Origin of the sequence: Tsukamurella tyrosinosolvens (assembly GCF_900104775.1) — a bacterium.
Lineage (GTDB): Bacteria > Actinomycetota > Actinomycetes > Mycobacteriales > Mycobacteriaceae > Tsukamurella > Tsukamurella tyrosinosolvens.
Genome location: NZ_FNSA01000003.1, coordinates 665,954 through 679,867 on the forward strand (window position 1 = coordinate 665,954; position 13,914 = coordinate 679,867).

A 13,914-nucleotide genomic window follows, 5' to 3' on the forward strand; every position below is an offset into this window, starting at 1 on the left:
CCGTCAACCTGCGGTCAGCGGGCGCGCCACGCCGCGGACTGCTGCGTCGCGATCGACACGAGCCGGTCCAGCCCGAAGTTCACGTCCAGCAGGTGCGTGCCCATCAGCGGCAGCTCGTTGATCGGCTGCGGCACCGTCAGGCGGATCCGGTACATGCTGTGCCGGTTGACCTCCGAGCAGCCGCCCACGCCGCGGCTCCTGCTCACCGTCCACGTGCTCGCCGACGTGGGCAGGGCCTTGGGGAACGTCGTGTAGTCCATGAGCACGGAGATGATCCCGAACGCGTAGCGCTCGCTCGGCACCGTCACGCCGACGGGACCGGAGTCGCCGGACAGCGGGCCGGGGTCGGTGCAGGCGACGTGCTTGCCCGCGCCCACGGGGAGCTCCATCGTCTGGGAGAGCAGGTCGAGGTCGGTGTTGCCGAACATCGAGATCACCGGCGCGGCGGTGTCGGTGGAGTACGCCACGACGCAGCCGAACTCGCCGCGGCGGGTGCACAGCGGGATGTTCCGGAAGTCGCCACCCGTCGTGCTTCCCGTCGCCGTGGTCACGTTGCCGCCCATCAGGAAGGCGCCGACGAGGCGGTTCCGGACCGCCGCGTTGCCGTCGATCTCCTCGCGGATCAGCTTGCGCAGCATCATCGTTCCCTGTGAGTGTCCGATGAGCACGACGCCGCGGCCGCCGTTGTCGCGCGCCAGGTACTCGCGCCAGGCCGTCCGCACGGCGTCGTACGCGGTGTCCACGACCGGCCGGAGGTGCATCAGCATCGTGGGCGCGAGGCCCGTCAGCGTGATCTGCGGGTAGACCGGCGCGAAGACTCGGCACATCGACCCGAACCGCGCCGCCTGGAACCGGGCGATCGAGTCCACCTCGGGCATGCGGACCGGGTTGGCGTTGAGCGCCACCTGGTTGGTCACCGTCGGATAGACGTAGAAGCAGTCGACGGCCTTCTCGGCGTCGGTCACCTTCCGCGCCGGTGTGCTCTTCCCGGTGCCGAGGTCGGTGGTGTCGGTGGGGAGGGTGCACGGGTTCGCCGTGCCCGGCCGGCACATCCACGTCGTCGACGGTGCGCCCTGGGCCGCGCCCGCCGCCAGGCCCGCGCCGAGCGCGAGGGTCGCCGTTACCGCTGCGAGTCGCCCGAGGGCGCGCCGGAGGATCATGCGGCGACGATATACCGGAAGTTTTGGAATTCTCTCAGTATTCGGAGAATCGGTCGACCAGCGCCCGCCGGTCGACCTTGCCGGGCCCGCGCCGGGGCAGCGCGTCGAGGAGGTACAGCGCCCGCGGGGCCGCCGTCCGGTCCAGCTCGGCCTCGACGGCCTCCCGCAGCAGTTCGACGGTGACGTCCGCCCCCGGCCCCGGCACGACCGCCGCGGCCACCCGCTGGCCGAGCCGCGGATCGGGCTGGGCGAAGACGGCGACCTCGGCCACGCCGGGCACCCGGGCGAGCACGGCCTCGACGACCTGCGGGAGCACCGTCAGGCCGCCGGTGGAGATGGCCTCGTCGAGGCGGCCCGTGACGGCGAGGACGCCGTCCGTGAGCGTCCCCGCGTCGTCGGTGCGGAACCAGCCGGGCTCGGCGAAGGCGGGGTGCTCGGGGAGGTTCCGGTAGCCGAGGGCCACCGTCGGGCCGCCGAGGACGACGCGCGATGCGGGGCCGTCCAGGCGGATCTCGACGCCCGGGAGGGGCGCACCGTCGTACACGCAGCCTCCGGCGGTCTCGCTCATCCCGTACGTGCGGACCATGCGGACGCCGGCGGCGAGCGCCGCCTCGCGGACCGGGGCGGGACAGGCGGCGCCGCCGATGAGCACCCCGTCGAACCGGGCGAGGGCCTCCGTCGCGGCGGGGTCCGCGAGGACCTTCACGAGCTGGGTGGGGACGAGGGAGACGTACCGACGGTCCGCGGTCATCCGGGCGTGGGCCGCGGCGAGGGCGGACGGGTCGAAGCCGGCGCGCACGTCGAGCTCCGCGGGCGCGTGGCCCGCGGCGAGGGAGCGGAGCATCACCTGTACGCCCGCGACGTGCTGCGGCGGCATGGCGAGCAGCCACTGCCCGGGGCCGCCGAGCCGCGCGTGCGTCCCCGCGGCGCTGGCGGCGAGGGCCTCGCGGGTGAGCATCGCGCCCTTGGGGGTGCCGGTCGTGCCGGACGTGGCGACGACGAGGGCCACGCGCTCGTCGATCGGGGTGCCCGCGGCGAGCGCGCCGGTGAGCCGCTCGGCCTCGCGCGGATCGTGCGCGGGCACCGGCAGCCACGCGGGCGCCGTGCCCTCCAACAGGGCGGTCAACTGCGGCAGGGCGGATGCGACGGTGTCGATCCGCAGCGGTTCGAGGTTCACTCGCCGTGCGTCTTGGGGCAGCCGCCGGGGTTGAGCGGGGCGTCGTCGAAGGGCCAGCCCTTGCGCTCGAGGCGCTCGCGGACGCGGGTGATGTCCTTCTCGAGCGGCATCTCGTGGGTGTGGCCGCTGATGGCGACGCCCGCGTCGACGCGGGTGATCGGCTCGAGCCCCTCGGGGGAGAGGTGCGCGTCGTCGATCAGTTCGCGCGTGACTTCCCGCAGCTCCTCCTTCGTCAGCTGTCGGTCGAGCAGCGCGAGGAGCGGCTGGTAGTCGGTGCTGGGCACCCCGTCGGGATACCCGGCACGCAGCCAATCGACGATCCTGGCCAGGAAGCCCGGACTCGAACTCGAACTCATGAAGACCCCACCTCCGGTGCGAGGGTGCGCCCTGGGGCGCGGTAGTGCCGTCGATACGGGCACCGATACGGGAACGGCCCCCTATCCGGACTCCAGGATAGGGGGCCGTCCGCGGCTCGGGAGAGCGACAGCGAAGAGAACGTGTTTCAGCTGGCGAAACCGGTGAGCGGCCAGCCGCCGGCGGCCAGCTTGCTCGCGACGTGGCGCAGGTCCTCGTCGCTGGGCTCGGCCTGGGTCACCTTGGTGATCGCGGCCTCGATCTCGTCCTTGTGGACCTCGTCGGGGCGCTGGGCCAGGATGCGGCCGATCACCGCGTCGACCTCGGTCTCCGACAGCTGCTTGGTGAGCAGCGCGAGCAGGGGGAAGTAGTCCTTCGGCGGCACGCCCTCGGGGTAACCGGCGCGGAGCCAGTCGAGGACCTGCTGGAGGACGCCGTCCTGGGAGTTCTCGGTGGTCATGTCGTCGGCCCTTACTTCTTCTTCTCGAACCACGGGTAGATGTTGTCGAAGGTGAGCTCGTACTTGAAGCCCGAGGCCACGATCATCGAGACGCCGAGCACGACCGCGACGATCACGATGAGGAAGGCGATCGCGGCGAGCGCGTTGCCCACCGGGTTGGGCTTGTGGACGGTGCCGTCCTCCCGCTCGTGACCGTTGCCGATCGCGAGACCGCGGACCCCCACAGCGAAGAGGGCGGGCAGACCGGCGCCGAGGATGAGGCCCACGAGGAGGACCTTCCACACAGCGTCGAGGGCGAGGGAAATCGTATGCATGCTCTGGTCCCCTTAGACCTTGGCCTCGGTGGGCGCGACCGCGTTGGTCTCGTCGTCCCACTCGGCGTTGACGTTGTTGGAGTCGACCTTCTGCTGCTGGGCGCGCCAGTACATGTAGCCCGACAGGGCGCAGAGGATGGCGAAGGCGACGATCGGACCCGCCAGGGTCGGGATCTTCGCGGCCACGAAGTACATCACCGCGCCGACGAGGGCGGCGGCGGGCAGCGTGATCACCCAGGCGGCGACCATGCGGAGCGCGACGTTCCAGCGGACCGTCGCGCCCGGCTTGCCGACGCCCGAGCCGAGGATCGAGCCCGTGGCGACGTGCGTCGTCGAGAGCGCGAAGCCGAGGTGGCTCGACACGAGGATGATGGTGGCCGACGAGGCCTCGGCGGCCATGCCCTGCGGCGAGCTGATCTCGATCAGGCCCTTGCCCAGGGTGCGGATGATGCGCCAGCCGCCCAGGAAGGTGCCCAGGGCGATCGCGGCGGCGGCGGAGAACTTCACCCACAGCGGGACGCCGTGCGTGTCGTCCCAGAAGAGGAGGCTTCCGCTGCTGCCGGGGTTGCCCTGGCTGTAGCCGATCAGCGCGAGGGTGATGACGCCCATGGTCTTCTGCGCGTCGTTGGTGCCGTGCGCCAGCGAGACGAGCGAGGCGGTGCCGATCTGGCCCCAGCGGAAGCCCTCCTCGGTGAACCGCTCCGCGACGCCGGCGACGATCTTGAACACCAGGAACGTGCCCACGGCGGCGACGATGCCTGCGACGACCGGGGCGAACAGCGCCGGGAGGACGACCTTGCCGATGACACCGTCGAGCTTGGCGGTGCCGTTCCAGACGACGCCGCTGACGCCGAGGGCGGCGATCGCGGCGCCGATCATGCCGCCGAACAGCGCGTGCGAGCTGGAGCTGGGCAGGCCGAGCAGCCAGGTCAGCAGGTTCCAGATGATGCCGCCGATGAGGCCGGCCAGCACGATGATCAGCAGCGCGCGGCCGCCGTTCTCGATGAGCTCGGGCTTCGGCGAGCCGTCCTTGTTCTGGATCTTGATCACCGCGTTGGTCACGGTCAGAGCGACCTCGACGGACAGGAAGGCACCCACCAGGTTCAGGATCGCCGACAGGCTCACGGCCGTCTTCGGCTTCAGGGCACCGGTCGCGATGGAGGTGGCCATCGCGTTGCCCGTGTCGTGGAAGCCGTTGGTGAAGTCGAAGGCGAGGGCCGTCACGATCACCAACAGCAGGATGATGAGTTCGCTGTTCATGGTGAAAATACTGAGGCCGAGGGTCCCGTTCCACCAAACGGGTGAGACGGGTCCGACATCCTTCTGACCTGCAGGTTCGCGCTCGTCCGGCGAGCGTTCACCCAATGTTCATTCAGGACGCTCTCAGAATCCCCCGACGCTGTCCGATTTATGCCCTTTCAACGGTGTCCGCAGGCCGACTGATGCGCCGTGACTACTATTTGCGCATGGCGTCTTTGGATATCCGCGTGTTGGGCCAGGTCTCGCTCTCCGTGGACGGCGCACCCAACGAGGTCTCGGGCGTGAAGCCGCGCTCCGTGCTCGCGCTGCTGGTGATGAACCGCGGCCGCGCCGTCACCGTCGACTCGCTCAGCGAGCAGGTCTGGGACGGCAACCCGCCCGCCTCCGCGCGTGCCAGCCTGCAGGTCTTCGTCAGCGGCCTGCGCAAGGCGCTGCGCGGCCCGGGCGCCGGCTCGGGCCTCGACGGCCTGCTGGTCACCTCCGGGTCCACCTATCGCCTCGACCTCGAGCCCGAGCAGTCCGACATCGGCCGGTTCGACTCGGCCCGCCGGCGCGGCGCCGAGCTCGCCGCGGCCGGCCGCTACGACCAGGCCTCGCTGGCGTTCGCCTCCGCGCTGTCGGAGTTCCGCGGCGACGCCGTCGCCGATCTGCGGGGCCTGCAGTTCGCCGACAACTTCGCCATCGGCATGGCCGAGGAGCGTGCCGCGGTGCAGTCCGCGATGTACGACGCGGAGATCGCCGCCGGCCGCGCCGCGTCGGTCATCGGGGAACTGCGCCGCCTCGTCTCCGAGCATCCGCTGCAGGAGCCGCTGTGGGGTCAGCTCATCACCGCGCTCTACGTGACGGGCCGCCAGGCGGACGCCCTCGAGGCCGCCCGCGACCTGCGCCGCACCCTCGCCGACGAGCTCGGCGCCGATCCGACGCCCGCCCTCGTCGAGCTGGAGGGCAAGGTGCTGCGGCAGGAACAGCTGGCGTTCACCGTCGCGCGCCCCGCCGCGCAGCCGGGCGACGGCCGCGCCTTCGAGAAGACCGAGACCGACGTGACCATCGACGGCGCCGGCCCCCGCGGCACGCTCACCGCCGAGGACGGCACGGAGTACCCGGTACGCGGCGAGGTCCGGCTCGGCCGCCTCCCCGACAACGACATCAGCATCGACGACACCAAGGTCTCCCGGGAGCACGCCGTGATCACCGGCTCCGTGAGCGGCTTCGCCGTGCGAGACCTGCAGTCCTCCAACGGCACCTACGTGGGCGAGCGACGCGTCGCCGGCCAGCACCCGCTGTCCGACGGTGACGAGCTCACCCTCGGCCGCACCACCTTCCGCTTCCGCGTGATCGAGGAGTAGCGAGGCGCTACGGTAGGCGGATGATCAACGGGGCGCACATCATCCACTACTCCGCCGATGCGGACGCCGACCGTGCGTTCCTGCGCGACGTCCTCGGCGTCGAGGGGGTCGACGCCGGCCAGGGGTGGCTGATCCTGCCGCTGCCCGCGTCGGAGGTCGCGGTTCATCCGACGGACGGGCCGCCGAAGCAGGAGCTGTACCTGATGTGCGACGACGTCGAGGCGGAGGTCGCGGCGCTGCGGGCGAAGGGTGTCGAGGCGGCGCCCATCACCGATCAGGGCTGGGGCCTGCTCACGTCGCTGACGCTCCCGGGCGGCGGTGCGATCGGGCTGTACCAGCCGCGGCACCAGCGTGCGCACGGCTGACCGGCGCCGCTAACCCGCGTCGATCGCTGCGACGGTGGCCGCCAGGACGCGCCACCGTCGATGCCGGTGCCGGAACATCGCGCGCACGAACAGGCCCGTGAGCAGGCCCTGGACACCGTCCTCGATCTCGATCGCGTCGGTGTAGCGGCAGCGGTCCGGGCCGAGCGGCTCGAAGGTGAGGCGGTGGTTCCACACCCGGATGGGGCCGCCGTGCTCGTTGGTGTAGATCTCGAGGTCGTCGAGCCGCCGGACCGTGATCTCGTGGGTCCAGCTGGGGAGCACGCCGAGCCAGCGCACGCGCCTGCGCGCCGAGAAGCCCACCTCGACGGGAACGCCCGCGGGCGGGGCCCCGGCCAGGTCGAAGGACAGCACGGGCGCGAGGACGAAGAGCATGACCTCGGGCGTCGCCGCCATCGTCCGGGCGCGGGCGGCGGGCAGCGGAAGGTCGGTGCTAATGGAAATGATTCCCATATTGTCGACGCTACCCGGTGCGGAGATGTCTGGGAAGGGGTCAGGCGGAGTAGTGCCCGACGGCCTTTCCGACGGTGCCCGGCCCGCCGACGGTGAACGTGACCTTCTTCTCGCCGATCAGCGTGGTGAAGGAGCCGTCGGGTCGGGCTGTGACCTCGCCGCCGTAGCGCTTGCCGTCGTTCCACCAGCTCAGGGTGCGCGTGGCGATCTGCGCGCGGGTGCCGGGGTTGTCGACGCACGGCGCGGTCGGGCCGCCGAGCGCGCCCTTGATGCAGTCGGGGCGCACGGTGATCCAGCCCTTCGCGTCGACGGCGCCGGTGTAGTGCACGGTGGGGAAGGGCATCGGATCGGCGAAGCCCGGAGTGGTGACCCAGCCGTCGAATCGGACGACGGTGTCGGCGTTCGCGGTGGCGGGCAGCGCTCCGAGCGCGAGTGCGGCGCAGGCGCCGGCGGCCAGGGCGATGCGGGTGGTGCGTGCGGTCATGCGATCAGTGCTCCTCGGTGAAGGTGCGTCGTGTCTGACACGGGGACTATCGCGGAGGCCGATCGAATTCGTTACCCAAGGCACCGACATGGTGTGCCGGATGCGCGCTGTCACGTCAGGTGCGCGGGTCGCCGTCGACGAGGAGACGGCTCAGGAGGTCGAGGTCCTTCGTCATCGCGGACCGCATCGCCCGCGCCATGACCGGAGCGGCGACCCGGGCGAAACCGCTGGGGGTGCCGCGGTTCCGCAGCCGCATGAGTGTGCCGCCGGGCACCATCTCCCACGTGTACGTGGTCTCCATCGGGAAGGGGCCGTCGGCGGTGCGCATCACCATCCGCTCGCCCGCGACGAGCTCCGTCACCTCGTAGGTGTACGCCAGCGGCCGCCCCAGGAACCGCGCCTCGAAGTCCATCCGCGAACCGATCGCCACCGGCGGTTCCGTCCGCCACGCGACGGAGCGGATGTTCGCGTACCACCGCGGGGCGTTCGACGGATCGCCCGCGAACCCCGCGACCCGCTCGCGCGCAACGGGAATCACGCGCTCGACCACTACATCGACGTCCATGCGAGCACGATACGCGCGGCGGTGCCCGATGTCAGCGTCCGGTGTCAGTCCGGCAGGGCCGCGCGGAGGAGGGCGGCGGCACCGTCGGACGTGCGCGGCTTGCGGCGGAGGAACCGGCCGAGCACCGCGCGTTTGTCGCCCGCGAATCGCGGGATCACGTGCAGGTGAACGTGATCGACGGTCTGGAAGGCGGCGCGGCCGTCGTTGACGACGAGGTTCACGCCGTCCGCCCGGAGCCCGCCGTCGCGTGCCGCCCGGGCCATACGGTGCCCGAGCGCGAACATCCGCGCGCCGTCGTCGGCGGGGAGGTCGGCGAGGCGCGCCGCGTGCCGCTTCGGGACCACGAGGGTGTGCCCCTCGCTCATCGGGCGGACGTCGAGGAAGGCGATCACCTCGTCCGTCTCGGCGACGACCGCCGCGGGCGCCTCACCCGCGACGATCGCGCAGAACACGCACTGCGCCACCAGGACTCAGTAGTAGTAGGGGAAGGGCGACCAGTCGGGGGCGCGCTTCTCCAGGAAGGAGTCGCGGCCCTCGACGGCCTCGTCGGTCATGTACGCCAGGCGGGTCGCCTCGCCGGCGAACAGCTGCTGCCCGACCAGCCCGTCGTCGGGGAGGTTGAACGCGTACTTGAGCATCCGCTGCGCCTGCGGGCTCTTGCCGAGGATCTTCGCGGACCACTCCAGCGCGACGTCCTCCAGCCGGTCGTGGTCGACGACGCGGTTCACGGCGCCCATCCGGTGCATGTCCTCGGCGCTGTAGACGTCGCCCAGGAAGAAGATCTCGCGCGCGAACTTGTTGCCCACCTGCTTGGCGAGGTAGGCGCTGCCGTAGCCCGCGTCGAAGCTGCCCACGTCGGCGTCGGTCTGCTTGAACTTGGCGTGCTCGCGGCTGGCGAGGGTGAGGTCGCACGTGACGTGCAGCGAGTGACCGCCGCCCGCGGCCCAGCCGTTGACCAGCGCGATCACGACCTTCGGCATGAACCGGATGAGCCGCTGCACCTCGAGGATGTGCAGGCGGCCGCCCTCGGCCTTGACCCGGGCCTCGTCGACGCCGTCCGCGGTGGCGGCCTCGACGTCGGCGTCGTGGCTCGTCGCGTACTGGTAGCCGGAGCGCCCGCGGATGCGCTGGTCGCCGCCCGAGCAGAACGACCACACGCCGTCCTTCGGGGCCGGCCCGTTGCCGGTGAGCAGGACCGCGCCCACGTCGGCGGACCGTCGCGCATGGTCGAGCGCGCGGTACAGCTCGTCGACGGTGTGCGGGCGGAAGGCGTTGCGCACCTCCGGCCGGTCGAAGGCGACGCGGACGGTGCCCTGCGTGATGTGCCGGTGGTAGGTGATGTCGGTCAGGTCCTCGAATCCGGGGACCGGCTGCCACAGCTCGGGGTTGAAAGTCACGCAGCCGACTCTACTGTTGGGGTCGTGGTGGACGTCGACGAACTGGTGGCCGCGGCGCGCGTGGTGCGCCTGCCGATGCGGGTGCGGTTCCGCGGGATCACGGCGCGCGAGGCCGTCGTGTTCGAGGGGCCGGCCGGCTGGGGCGAGTTCGGGCCCTTCCCCGAGTACGACGACGCCGAGGCGGCGCACTGGCTACGGGCCGGGATCGAGGCCGCCTACCAGGGCTTCCCGGAGCCGCTGCGCGCCGCGGTGCCGGTGAACGCGACCGTGCCCGCCGTCGGGCCGAGCCGCGTCCCCGAGGTGCTCGCGCGCTTCCCCGGCTGCCGGGTCGCGAAGGTGAAGGTGGCCGAGACGGGGCAGACGCTGGCGCAGGACGTCGCGCGGGTGGCGGCCGTGCGCGCGGCGATGCCGGGCGCCGCGATCCGCGTCGACGCGAACGGCGGCTGGACCGTCGACCAGGCGGAGCGCGCTCTCACCCGGCTGCTCGACGGCGGCCCGCTCGACTACGCCGAACAACCCTGCGCCACGGTCGAGGAGCTCGCCGAGGTCCGCCGCCGGCTGGGCGGCGCCTGCGACATCGCCGCCGACGAATCCATCCGCCGCGCGGACGATCCGATGCGCGTCGCGCAGCTCGGCGCCGCCGACGTCGCGGTGGTGAAGGTGGCCCCGCTGGGCGGGGTACGGGCGGTGCTGGACGTTGCCGCCGCGTTGAAAGCCGCTGCGGGCGTGCGGGTGACGGTCTCCTCCGCGCTGGACACGGCGGTCGGGCTGTCGGCCGGGATCGTGGCCGCGGCGTGCGTCCCCGACGGCAACGCCGCGGGCCTCGGCACGGGCGGCTTCTTCACCGCCGACCTCGGCGAACACCCCCTCGTCGACGGCGCGCTGCGGGTGCGGACCGTCGCGCCGACCGAGGCGCAGCTGGCGGCGGTCGAGGTGACGGGGGAGCGCCGGCAGTGGTGGCTCGATCGCCTGCGACGGTGCCACGCGCTCGCTGGGTAGTTCACGATGTCGTGTTCTGGTGCGGCAGAGGTGCGCCTGCGCACGTCCGCTACCGCAGAAGTCGACATCGTGAGGCGCCGGCCCTGAGAGCTACTTCCACGGGGCGTAGGCCCAGCCCAGCAGCCTGGAGTTGGGTGCGATGTCGGGCTCCGGGATGATCTGGATCTGCGAGCCGTCGCCCCAGCCGTTGGACAGCCCCTGAACGCCGCCGCTGAGATACGTGCCGTTCCCGAGGGAGATGTCCACGTGGTAGCCGTAGTCGCTCTGCGAGAAGACGAGCGCGCCGCGCGGCGCGGGGAGTGAGGAGTGGCCGAGGCCCTTGGCCTTCAGTGCCTCGTAGAAGGAGCGGGCGTGGTCGCGCGGGATGCCGGTGGTGGTGGTCTTGCCGTAGGCGAAGTCGACGAAGTCCTCGCAGCCGTACTCGCCGAAGGTGTCGGTGCCGACGAGCGTCATGCCGCGCGCGATGGCGGCCTCGACATCGGCGGCCTGGGCCGGCGGCGCGCCCACCAGCGCGAGCATCAGCGCGGATACGGCGGCCACCAGCGTGCGTCTCATCGTTTCTTTGTAGTCCTACGCATGCCGTCGACGGGGGATTTCGCGGCCGGAGTCCGCGGGGAGTTTCCTGTCGGGGGTGGGCACTAGGGTGCGGGGCATGGAGAACCTGATGACCGAGCTCGGCGCAGCGATGACGGGGGAGCCCGCCGAGCGGAAGCAGAAGCTCGAGTCGACGTGGGCGCGGATCGCGCCCGGCGATCACGCCGCGCGGTGCATCGCGGCGCATTACATCGCCGACGTGCAGGAGGAGCTGGACGCCGAGGTGGAGTGGGACGAGGTCGCCCTCGCGGAGTCGGCGCACGTCTCGGACGCCGAGCTGCAAGCCGTGCACCCGTCGCTCAGCGTCGCCGGCTTCATGCCGTCGCTGCACCTCAACCTCGCGGAGGGCTACCGCCGCCAGGGCCGCTTCACCGACGCCGCGGATCGGCTGCAGACCAGCCGCGAGTTCGACTTCGCCCTGGACTCGGCGATCGATCCCGCCTACGCCACCGGGATCCGCGAGGCGCAGGAGCGGATGGCCGCCCGCATCGCCGCGAACGACAGCACGGGAACCCTGGCGCCGGGCGCCAGCTAGGTCTCGGCCCCGTCCCGCAGCGCGCGGGCCGCGTCCTCGTGGCCCTGCTCGAACAGGGCGCCGATCAGCATCGTGCGGAGCGCGCGGATCTTGATCGTGATGTCGGCGGCGTCGGGCAGGGCGGAGTCCAGCACCGTGAAGCCGTTGATGAGGGCCACCACGCCCCGCGCGGTCGCGGGGTCGATCTGTGCGCCCGCCAGGGCGGTCGCGCCCTGCGCCACCGCGTCGGCGGCGCGCAGGTAGTCCTCGACCAGCACCCGCGACGCGGGATCGCGCGCCGCGCGCAGGTACGCCTCGATGAGCGCGAGCGACTCGTTGCCGCGCGCCTCGGAGGAGGCGGCGAAGGCGGCGATCACCTCGTCGGGACTCGCCGAGGTGTTCTCGAGGAACGTCGACAGCTCGGCGAGCCGCTCGAACTCCTCGGCCACGAAGGTGCGCATGGCCTCGTGCGTCAGGTCGTCGATCGAGGCGAAGAAGTAGCCGATGGTCGTCGTGGGCAGGCCCGCGCGGGCCGTCACGGCGCGGTGGGTCACGGACGCGTACCCGGATTCGCCGACGGTCTCGACCGTCGCCTCGAGCAGCGCGCGCCTGCGTTCGAGCGTGCTCCGCCGGTGTCTGCGCTCCTCCACGCCTCGCAGTCTAGGCCGCGAACAAAGTCTGTACAAAGTTCCAGACTCGGGCTATCGTCCATTTCTGTAAGTTTGTACAAACTCGGCGCGCACGCCGGAGGAGCAGCCATGACCACGGACATCACCCACGCCGCCACCCGGGCGAACGCCTTCACCGACGACGCGCTCGGCACCCTCGACGCCACCGGCGTCGCGGAGGCGATCGCCGCCGGCACCCTCGGCGTCGCCGAGGCCGCCGCGGCCGCGGCCGAGCGGATCCGCGCCGTCGACCCCGCGACGCGGGCGGTGCGCTGGTGGCTCCCCGAGGGCGGGACCGGGCCGCAGGCCCCGGCGGACGCCGCCTTCTACGGCGTCCCGTCGGCGATCAAGGAGAACACCGCCTTCGCGGGCCTGCCCACGACGATGGGTTCGACGGCCCTGCCCGCCACGCCCGCCACGCGGTCGGGGCCGGTCGGCGAGCAGTTCGCGGCGACGGGGATGAACGTGCTGGCCTCGACGGTGATGCCGGAGTTCGGGATGACCGCGAGCGCCGAGTTCGCCGACCGCGCGCCGGCCCGCAACCCGTGGAACACCGGTTACACCGTCGGCGGCTCCTCATCGGGCGCCGCGGCCCTGGTGGCCTCGGGCGCGCTGCCCATCGCGCACGGCAACGACGGCGGCGGCTCGATCCGGATCCCCGCGTCGCTCAACGGCCTCGTCGGGCTCAAGGGCACGCGCGGCCGGCTCGCGGAGATGCCGGAGCTGAAGGTGCTGCCGGTCAACGTGGTCTGCGAGGGCGTGCTCACGCGCACCGTCCGCGACACCGCGCGGTACGTCGCCGCGGCCGAGCGGCACCGCCGGAATCCCGCGCTGCCGCCCGTCGGGCACGTGCGCGGGCCGGGTCGGCGCCGCCGGATCGGGCTGGTCACCGAGTCGGTCACCGAGTTCGGCATCGCCGACGAATGCCTCGCGCCCGTCCGCACCCTCGCCGACGAGCTCGCGGATCAGGGGCACGAGATCGTCGAGCTCTCGATGACGGACCTGCGCGTCGACGGCGGCTTCGTCGACGACTTCCTGCACTACTGGGGCCTGCTCGCCGGGATCGAAGTGGCCGCCACCGCCGTCGAGGCGCGCGGCCGTGCCTCCTTCTCGGCGCTCGATCCCGTGACGCGCAGCCTGCTGTGGTCCGGGGTGCGCGGCGCACCGTCGATCCCGGGCGCGATCGCGCGGCTGCGGCGGGTCACCGGGAACTACGAGCGGATGTTCGTCGAGCGCGGCGTCGACGCGATGCTCTCGCCGACCATGACGAACACGACCCCGCGGATCGGCCACCTCGACCCGACCCTGCCCTTCGACGAGTTCATGTCCCGCACCATCGCGATGGTCGGCATCACCCCGCTCAACAACGTCTCCGGCGGCCCGGCGATCTCCGTGCCGTGCGGGTTCGACGGCGCCGGGCTCCCGCTGGGCGCCCAGTTCGCGGGCCCGGCCGGGATGGAGGCGACGCTGCTCGAGTTGGCCTACGAGGTGGAGGAGCTGCGCCCCTTCGCGCGGATCGACGGGTAGCGGTCGCCGAAACTCTCGTTCAGCCGGGCGGCGCGGCGATATGTGCCGTGCCGCCGAGCTGAACGGGAAATCGTGGAGCGGACCGACGATTCAGCGGCGGAACCAGCCGCGCTTGGCGGGCTGCTCGGCGGACGCGGCGTGACCGCCGCACCAGTCCTCGGGGCGGACGGTGGCGCGGACGGCGTCGACGTGGGAGCCGCAGCCGGTCCAGGTGGTCTTGCCGCACACGCGGCAGGTGATGGCACTGCACATGGGCCGG

19 protein-coding genes are annotated in these 13,914 nt (G+C 72.1%); 5 read left to right on the forward strand and 14 right to left on the reverse strand.

Features of this window, described 5'->3' with window-relative positions; translation table 11 throughout:
* Window positions 1–14 precede the first annotated feature (14 nt).
* The 6 genes from BLW32_RS04615 to BLW32_RS04640 form a co-directional block, all read right to left on the reverse strand.
* Window positions 15–1,160, reverse strand: a complete 1,146-nt coding sequence (locus BLW32_RS04615; protein ID WP_068740809.1) for a DUF3089 domain-containing protein — start codon at window positions 1,158–1,160, stop codon at window positions 15–17.
* 34 nt (window positions 1,161–1,194) lie between these two features.
* Window positions 1,195–2,337 carry an o-succinylbenzoate--CoA ligase gene (gene menE / locus BLW32_RS04620; RefSeq protein WP_068740810.1) on the reverse strand — a complete coding sequence of 381 codons (1,143 nt, stop codon included), beginning with the start codon at window positions 2,335–2,337 and terminating at the stop codon, window positions 1,195–1,197.
* Window positions 2,334–2,693, reverse strand: a complete 360-nt coding sequence (locus BLW32_RS04625) for a DUF3349 domain-containing protein (protein WP_068523897.1) — start codon at window positions 2,691–2,693, stop codon at window positions 2,334–2,336. Before BLW32_RS04625 ends, menE begins: the two co-directional genes overlap by 4 nt.
* Before the next feature lie 146 nt (window positions 2,694–2,839).
* Complete coding sequence (locus BLW32_RS04630; protein ID WP_068523899.1) at window positions 2,840–3,151, reverse strand: DUF3349 domain-containing protein; 312 nt, start codon at window positions 3,149–3,151, stop codon at window positions 2,840–2,842.
* Window positions 3,152–3,162: 11 nt separating this feature from the next.
* Window positions 3,163–3,465, reverse strand: coding sequence for a hypothetical protein (locus BLW32_RS04635; protein WP_068523901.1), 303 nt, complete (start codon window positions 3,463–3,465; stop codon window positions 3,163–3,165).
* Window positions 3,466–3,477: 12 nt separating this feature from the next.
* The gene (locus BLW32_RS04640; protein WP_068523903.1) at window positions 3,478–4,725 is read right to left on the reverse strand and encodes an inorganic phosphate transporter; all 1,248 of its coding nucleotides are present in this window, start codon (window positions 4,723–4,725) and stop codon (window positions 3,478–3,480) included.
* A 206-nt stretch (window positions 4,726–4,931) separates the two neighbouring features.
* Between BLW32_RS04640 and BLW32_RS04645 the strand changes: the two genes are divergently transcribed.
* Entirely contained in the window at window positions 4,932–6,071 is a 1,140-nt protein-coding gene (locus BLW32_RS04645) for a BTAD domain-containing putative transcriptional regulator (RefSeq protein ID WP_068740811.1), read from the forward strand.
* 20 nt (window positions 6,072–6,091) lie between these two features.
* Complete coding sequence (locus BLW32_RS04650) at window positions 6,092–6,436, forward strand: VOC family protein (RefSeq protein WP_068740812.1); 345 nt, start codon at window positions 6,092–6,094, stop codon at window positions 6,434–6,436.
* A gap of 9 nt (window positions 6,437–6,445) precedes the next feature.
* On the opposite strand, the gene BLW32_RS04655 is transcribed toward BLW32_RS04650, so the two are convergent.
* The 5 genes from BLW32_RS04655 to BLW32_RS04675 form a co-directional block, all read right to left on the reverse strand.
* Window positions 6,446–6,907 carry an Rv1443c family protein gene (locus BLW32_RS04655; RefSeq protein ID WP_068740813.1) on the reverse strand — a complete coding sequence of 154 codons (462 nt, stop codon included), beginning with the start codon at window positions 6,905–6,907 and terminating at the stop codon, window positions 6,446–6,448.
* A 40-nt stretch (window positions 6,908–6,947) separates the two neighbouring features.
* Window positions 6,948–7,391 carry a hypothetical protein gene (locus tag BLW32_RS04660; protein ID WP_068740814.1) on the reverse strand — a complete coding sequence of 148 codons (444 nt, stop codon included), beginning with the start codon at window positions 7,389–7,391 and terminating at the stop codon, window positions 6,948–6,950.
* Between the two features lie 115 nt (window positions 7,392–7,506).
* The gene (locus BLW32_RS04665) at window positions 7,507–7,956 is read right to left on the reverse strand and encodes an SRPBCC family protein (RefSeq protein WP_068740815.1); all 450 of its coding nucleotides are present in this window, start codon (window positions 7,954–7,956) and stop codon (window positions 7,507–7,509) included.
* A gap of 44 nt (window positions 7,957–8,000) precedes the next feature.
* Window positions 8,001–8,420 (reverse strand): HIT family protein, encoded by a 420-nt coding sequence (locus BLW32_RS04670; RefSeq protein ID WP_139286069.1) that lies wholly within the window; start codon window positions 8,418–8,420, stop codon window positions 8,001–8,003.
* Between the two features lie 6 nt (window positions 8,421–8,426).
* Window positions 8,427–9,353: a 1,4-dihydroxy-2-naphthoyl-CoA synthase gene (locus BLW32_RS04675; RefSeq protein WP_068523919.1), complete on the reverse strand. Its 927-nt coding sequence runs from the start codon at window positions 9,351–9,353 to the stop codon at window positions 8,427–8,429.
* 24 nt (window positions 9,354–9,377) lie between these two features.
* On the opposite strand from BLW32_RS04675, the gene BLW32_RS04680 reads away from it, so the two are divergent.
* The gene (locus BLW32_RS04680; protein ID WP_068740817.1) at window positions 9,378–10,352 is read left to right on the forward strand and encodes an o-succinylbenzoate synthase; all 975 of its coding nucleotides are present in this window, start codon (window positions 9,378–9,380) and stop codon (window positions 10,350–10,352) included.
* 90 nt (window positions 10,353–10,442) lie between these two features.
* On the opposite strand, the gene BLW32_RS04685 is transcribed toward BLW32_RS04680, so the two are convergent.
* Window positions 10,443–10,907, reverse strand: coding sequence for a C40 family peptidase (locus tag BLW32_RS04685; RefSeq protein WP_068740818.1), 465 nt, complete (start codon window positions 10,905–10,907; stop codon window positions 10,443–10,445).
* A gap of 97 nt (window positions 10,908–11,004) precedes the next feature.
* Between BLW32_RS04685 and BLW32_RS04690 the strand changes: the two genes are divergently transcribed.
* Window positions 11,005–11,481, forward strand: a complete 477-nt coding sequence (locus BLW32_RS04690) for a hypothetical protein (protein ID WP_068523924.1) — start codon at window positions 11,005–11,007, stop codon at window positions 11,479–11,481.
* On the opposite strand, the gene BLW32_RS04695 is transcribed toward BLW32_RS04690, so the two are convergent.
* A complete protein-coding gene (locus tag BLW32_RS04695; RefSeq protein ID WP_068523925.1) occupies window positions 11,478–12,110 on the reverse strand; it encodes a TetR/AcrR family transcriptional regulator in 633 nt (210 codons plus the stop codon). The two genes, BLW32_RS04690 and BLW32_RS04695, sit on opposite strands and share 4 nt — an antisense overlap.
* 108 nt (window positions 12,111–12,218) lie before the next feature.
* Between BLW32_RS04695 and BLW32_RS04700 the strand changes: the two genes are divergently transcribed.
* On the forward strand, window positions 12,219–13,655 hold the full coding sequence (locus tag BLW32_RS04700) for an amidase (protein WP_068740819.1): 1,437 nt from the start codon (window positions 12,219–12,221) through the stop codon (window positions 13,653–13,655).
* 90 nt (window positions 13,656–13,745) lie between these two features.
* On the opposite strand, the gene BLW32_RS27380 is transcribed toward BLW32_RS04700, so the two are convergent.
* Window positions 13,746–13,907, reverse strand: coding sequence for a DUF8730 family Cys-rich protein (locus tag BLW32_RS27380; protein WP_170181094.1), 162 nt, complete (start codon window positions 13,905–13,907; stop codon window positions 13,746–13,748).
* Window positions 13,908–13,914 lie beyond the last annotated feature (7 nt).

Bases quoted from the DNA above. Each gene is read 5' to 3' on its own strand.
- BLW32_RS04635 (WP_068523901.1), bottom strand. From the start codon at position 3,465: ATGCATACGATTTCCCTCGCCCTCGACGCTGTGTGGAAGGTCCTCCTC.
- BLW32_RS04700 (WP_068740819.1), top strand. From the start codon at position 12,219: ATGACCACGGACATCACCCACGCCGCCACCCGGGCGAACGCCTTCACC.
- BLW32_RS04685 (WP_068740818.1), bottom strand. From the start codon at position 10,907: ATGAGACGCACGCTGGTGGCCGCCGTATCCGCGCTGATGCTCGCGCTG.
- BLW32_RS04650 (WP_068740812.1), top strand. From the start codon at position 6,092: ATGATCAACGGGGCGCACATCATCCACTACTCCGCCGATGCGGACGCC.
- BLW32_RS04665 (WP_068740815.1), bottom strand. From the start codon at position 7,956: ATGGACGTCGATGTAGTGGTCGAGCGCGTGATTCCCGTTGCGCGCGAG.
- BLW32_RS04655 (WP_068740813.1), bottom strand. From the start codon at position 6,907: ATGGGAATCATTTCCATTAGCACCGACCTTCCGCTGCCCGCCGCCCGC.
- BLW32_RS04630 (WP_068523899.1), bottom strand. From the start codon at position 3,151: ATGACCACCGAGAACTCCCAGGACGGCGTCCTCCAGCAGGTCCTCGAC.
- BLW32_RS27380 (WP_170181094.1), bottom strand. From the start codon at position 13,907: ATGTGCAGTGCCATCACCTGCCGCGTGTGCGGCAAGACCACCTGGACC.
- BLW32_RS04645 (WP_068740811.1), top strand. From the start codon at position 4,932: ATGGCGTCTTTGGATATCCGCGTGTTGGGCCAGGTCTCGCTCTCCGTG.
- BLW32_RS04660 (WP_068740814.1), bottom strand. From the start codon at position 7,391: ATGACCGCACGCACCACCCGCATCGCCCTGGCCGCCGGCGCCTGCGCC.
- BLW32_RS04690 (WP_068523924.1), top strand. From the start codon at position 11,005: ATGGAGAACCTGATGACCGAGCTCGGCGCAGCGATGACGGGGGAGCCC.
- BLW32_RS04640 (WP_068523903.1), bottom strand. From the start codon at position 4,725: ATGAACAGCGAACTCATCATCCTGCTGTTGGTGATCGTGACGGCCCTC.
- BLW32_RS04615 (WP_068740809.1), bottom strand. From the start codon at position 1,160: ATGATCCTCCGGCGCGCCCTCGGGCGACTCGCAGCGGTAACGGCGACC.
- BLW32_RS04625 (WP_068523897.1), bottom strand. From the start codon at position 2,693: ATGAGTTCGAGTTCGAGTCCGGGCTTCCTGGCCAGGATCGTCGATTGG.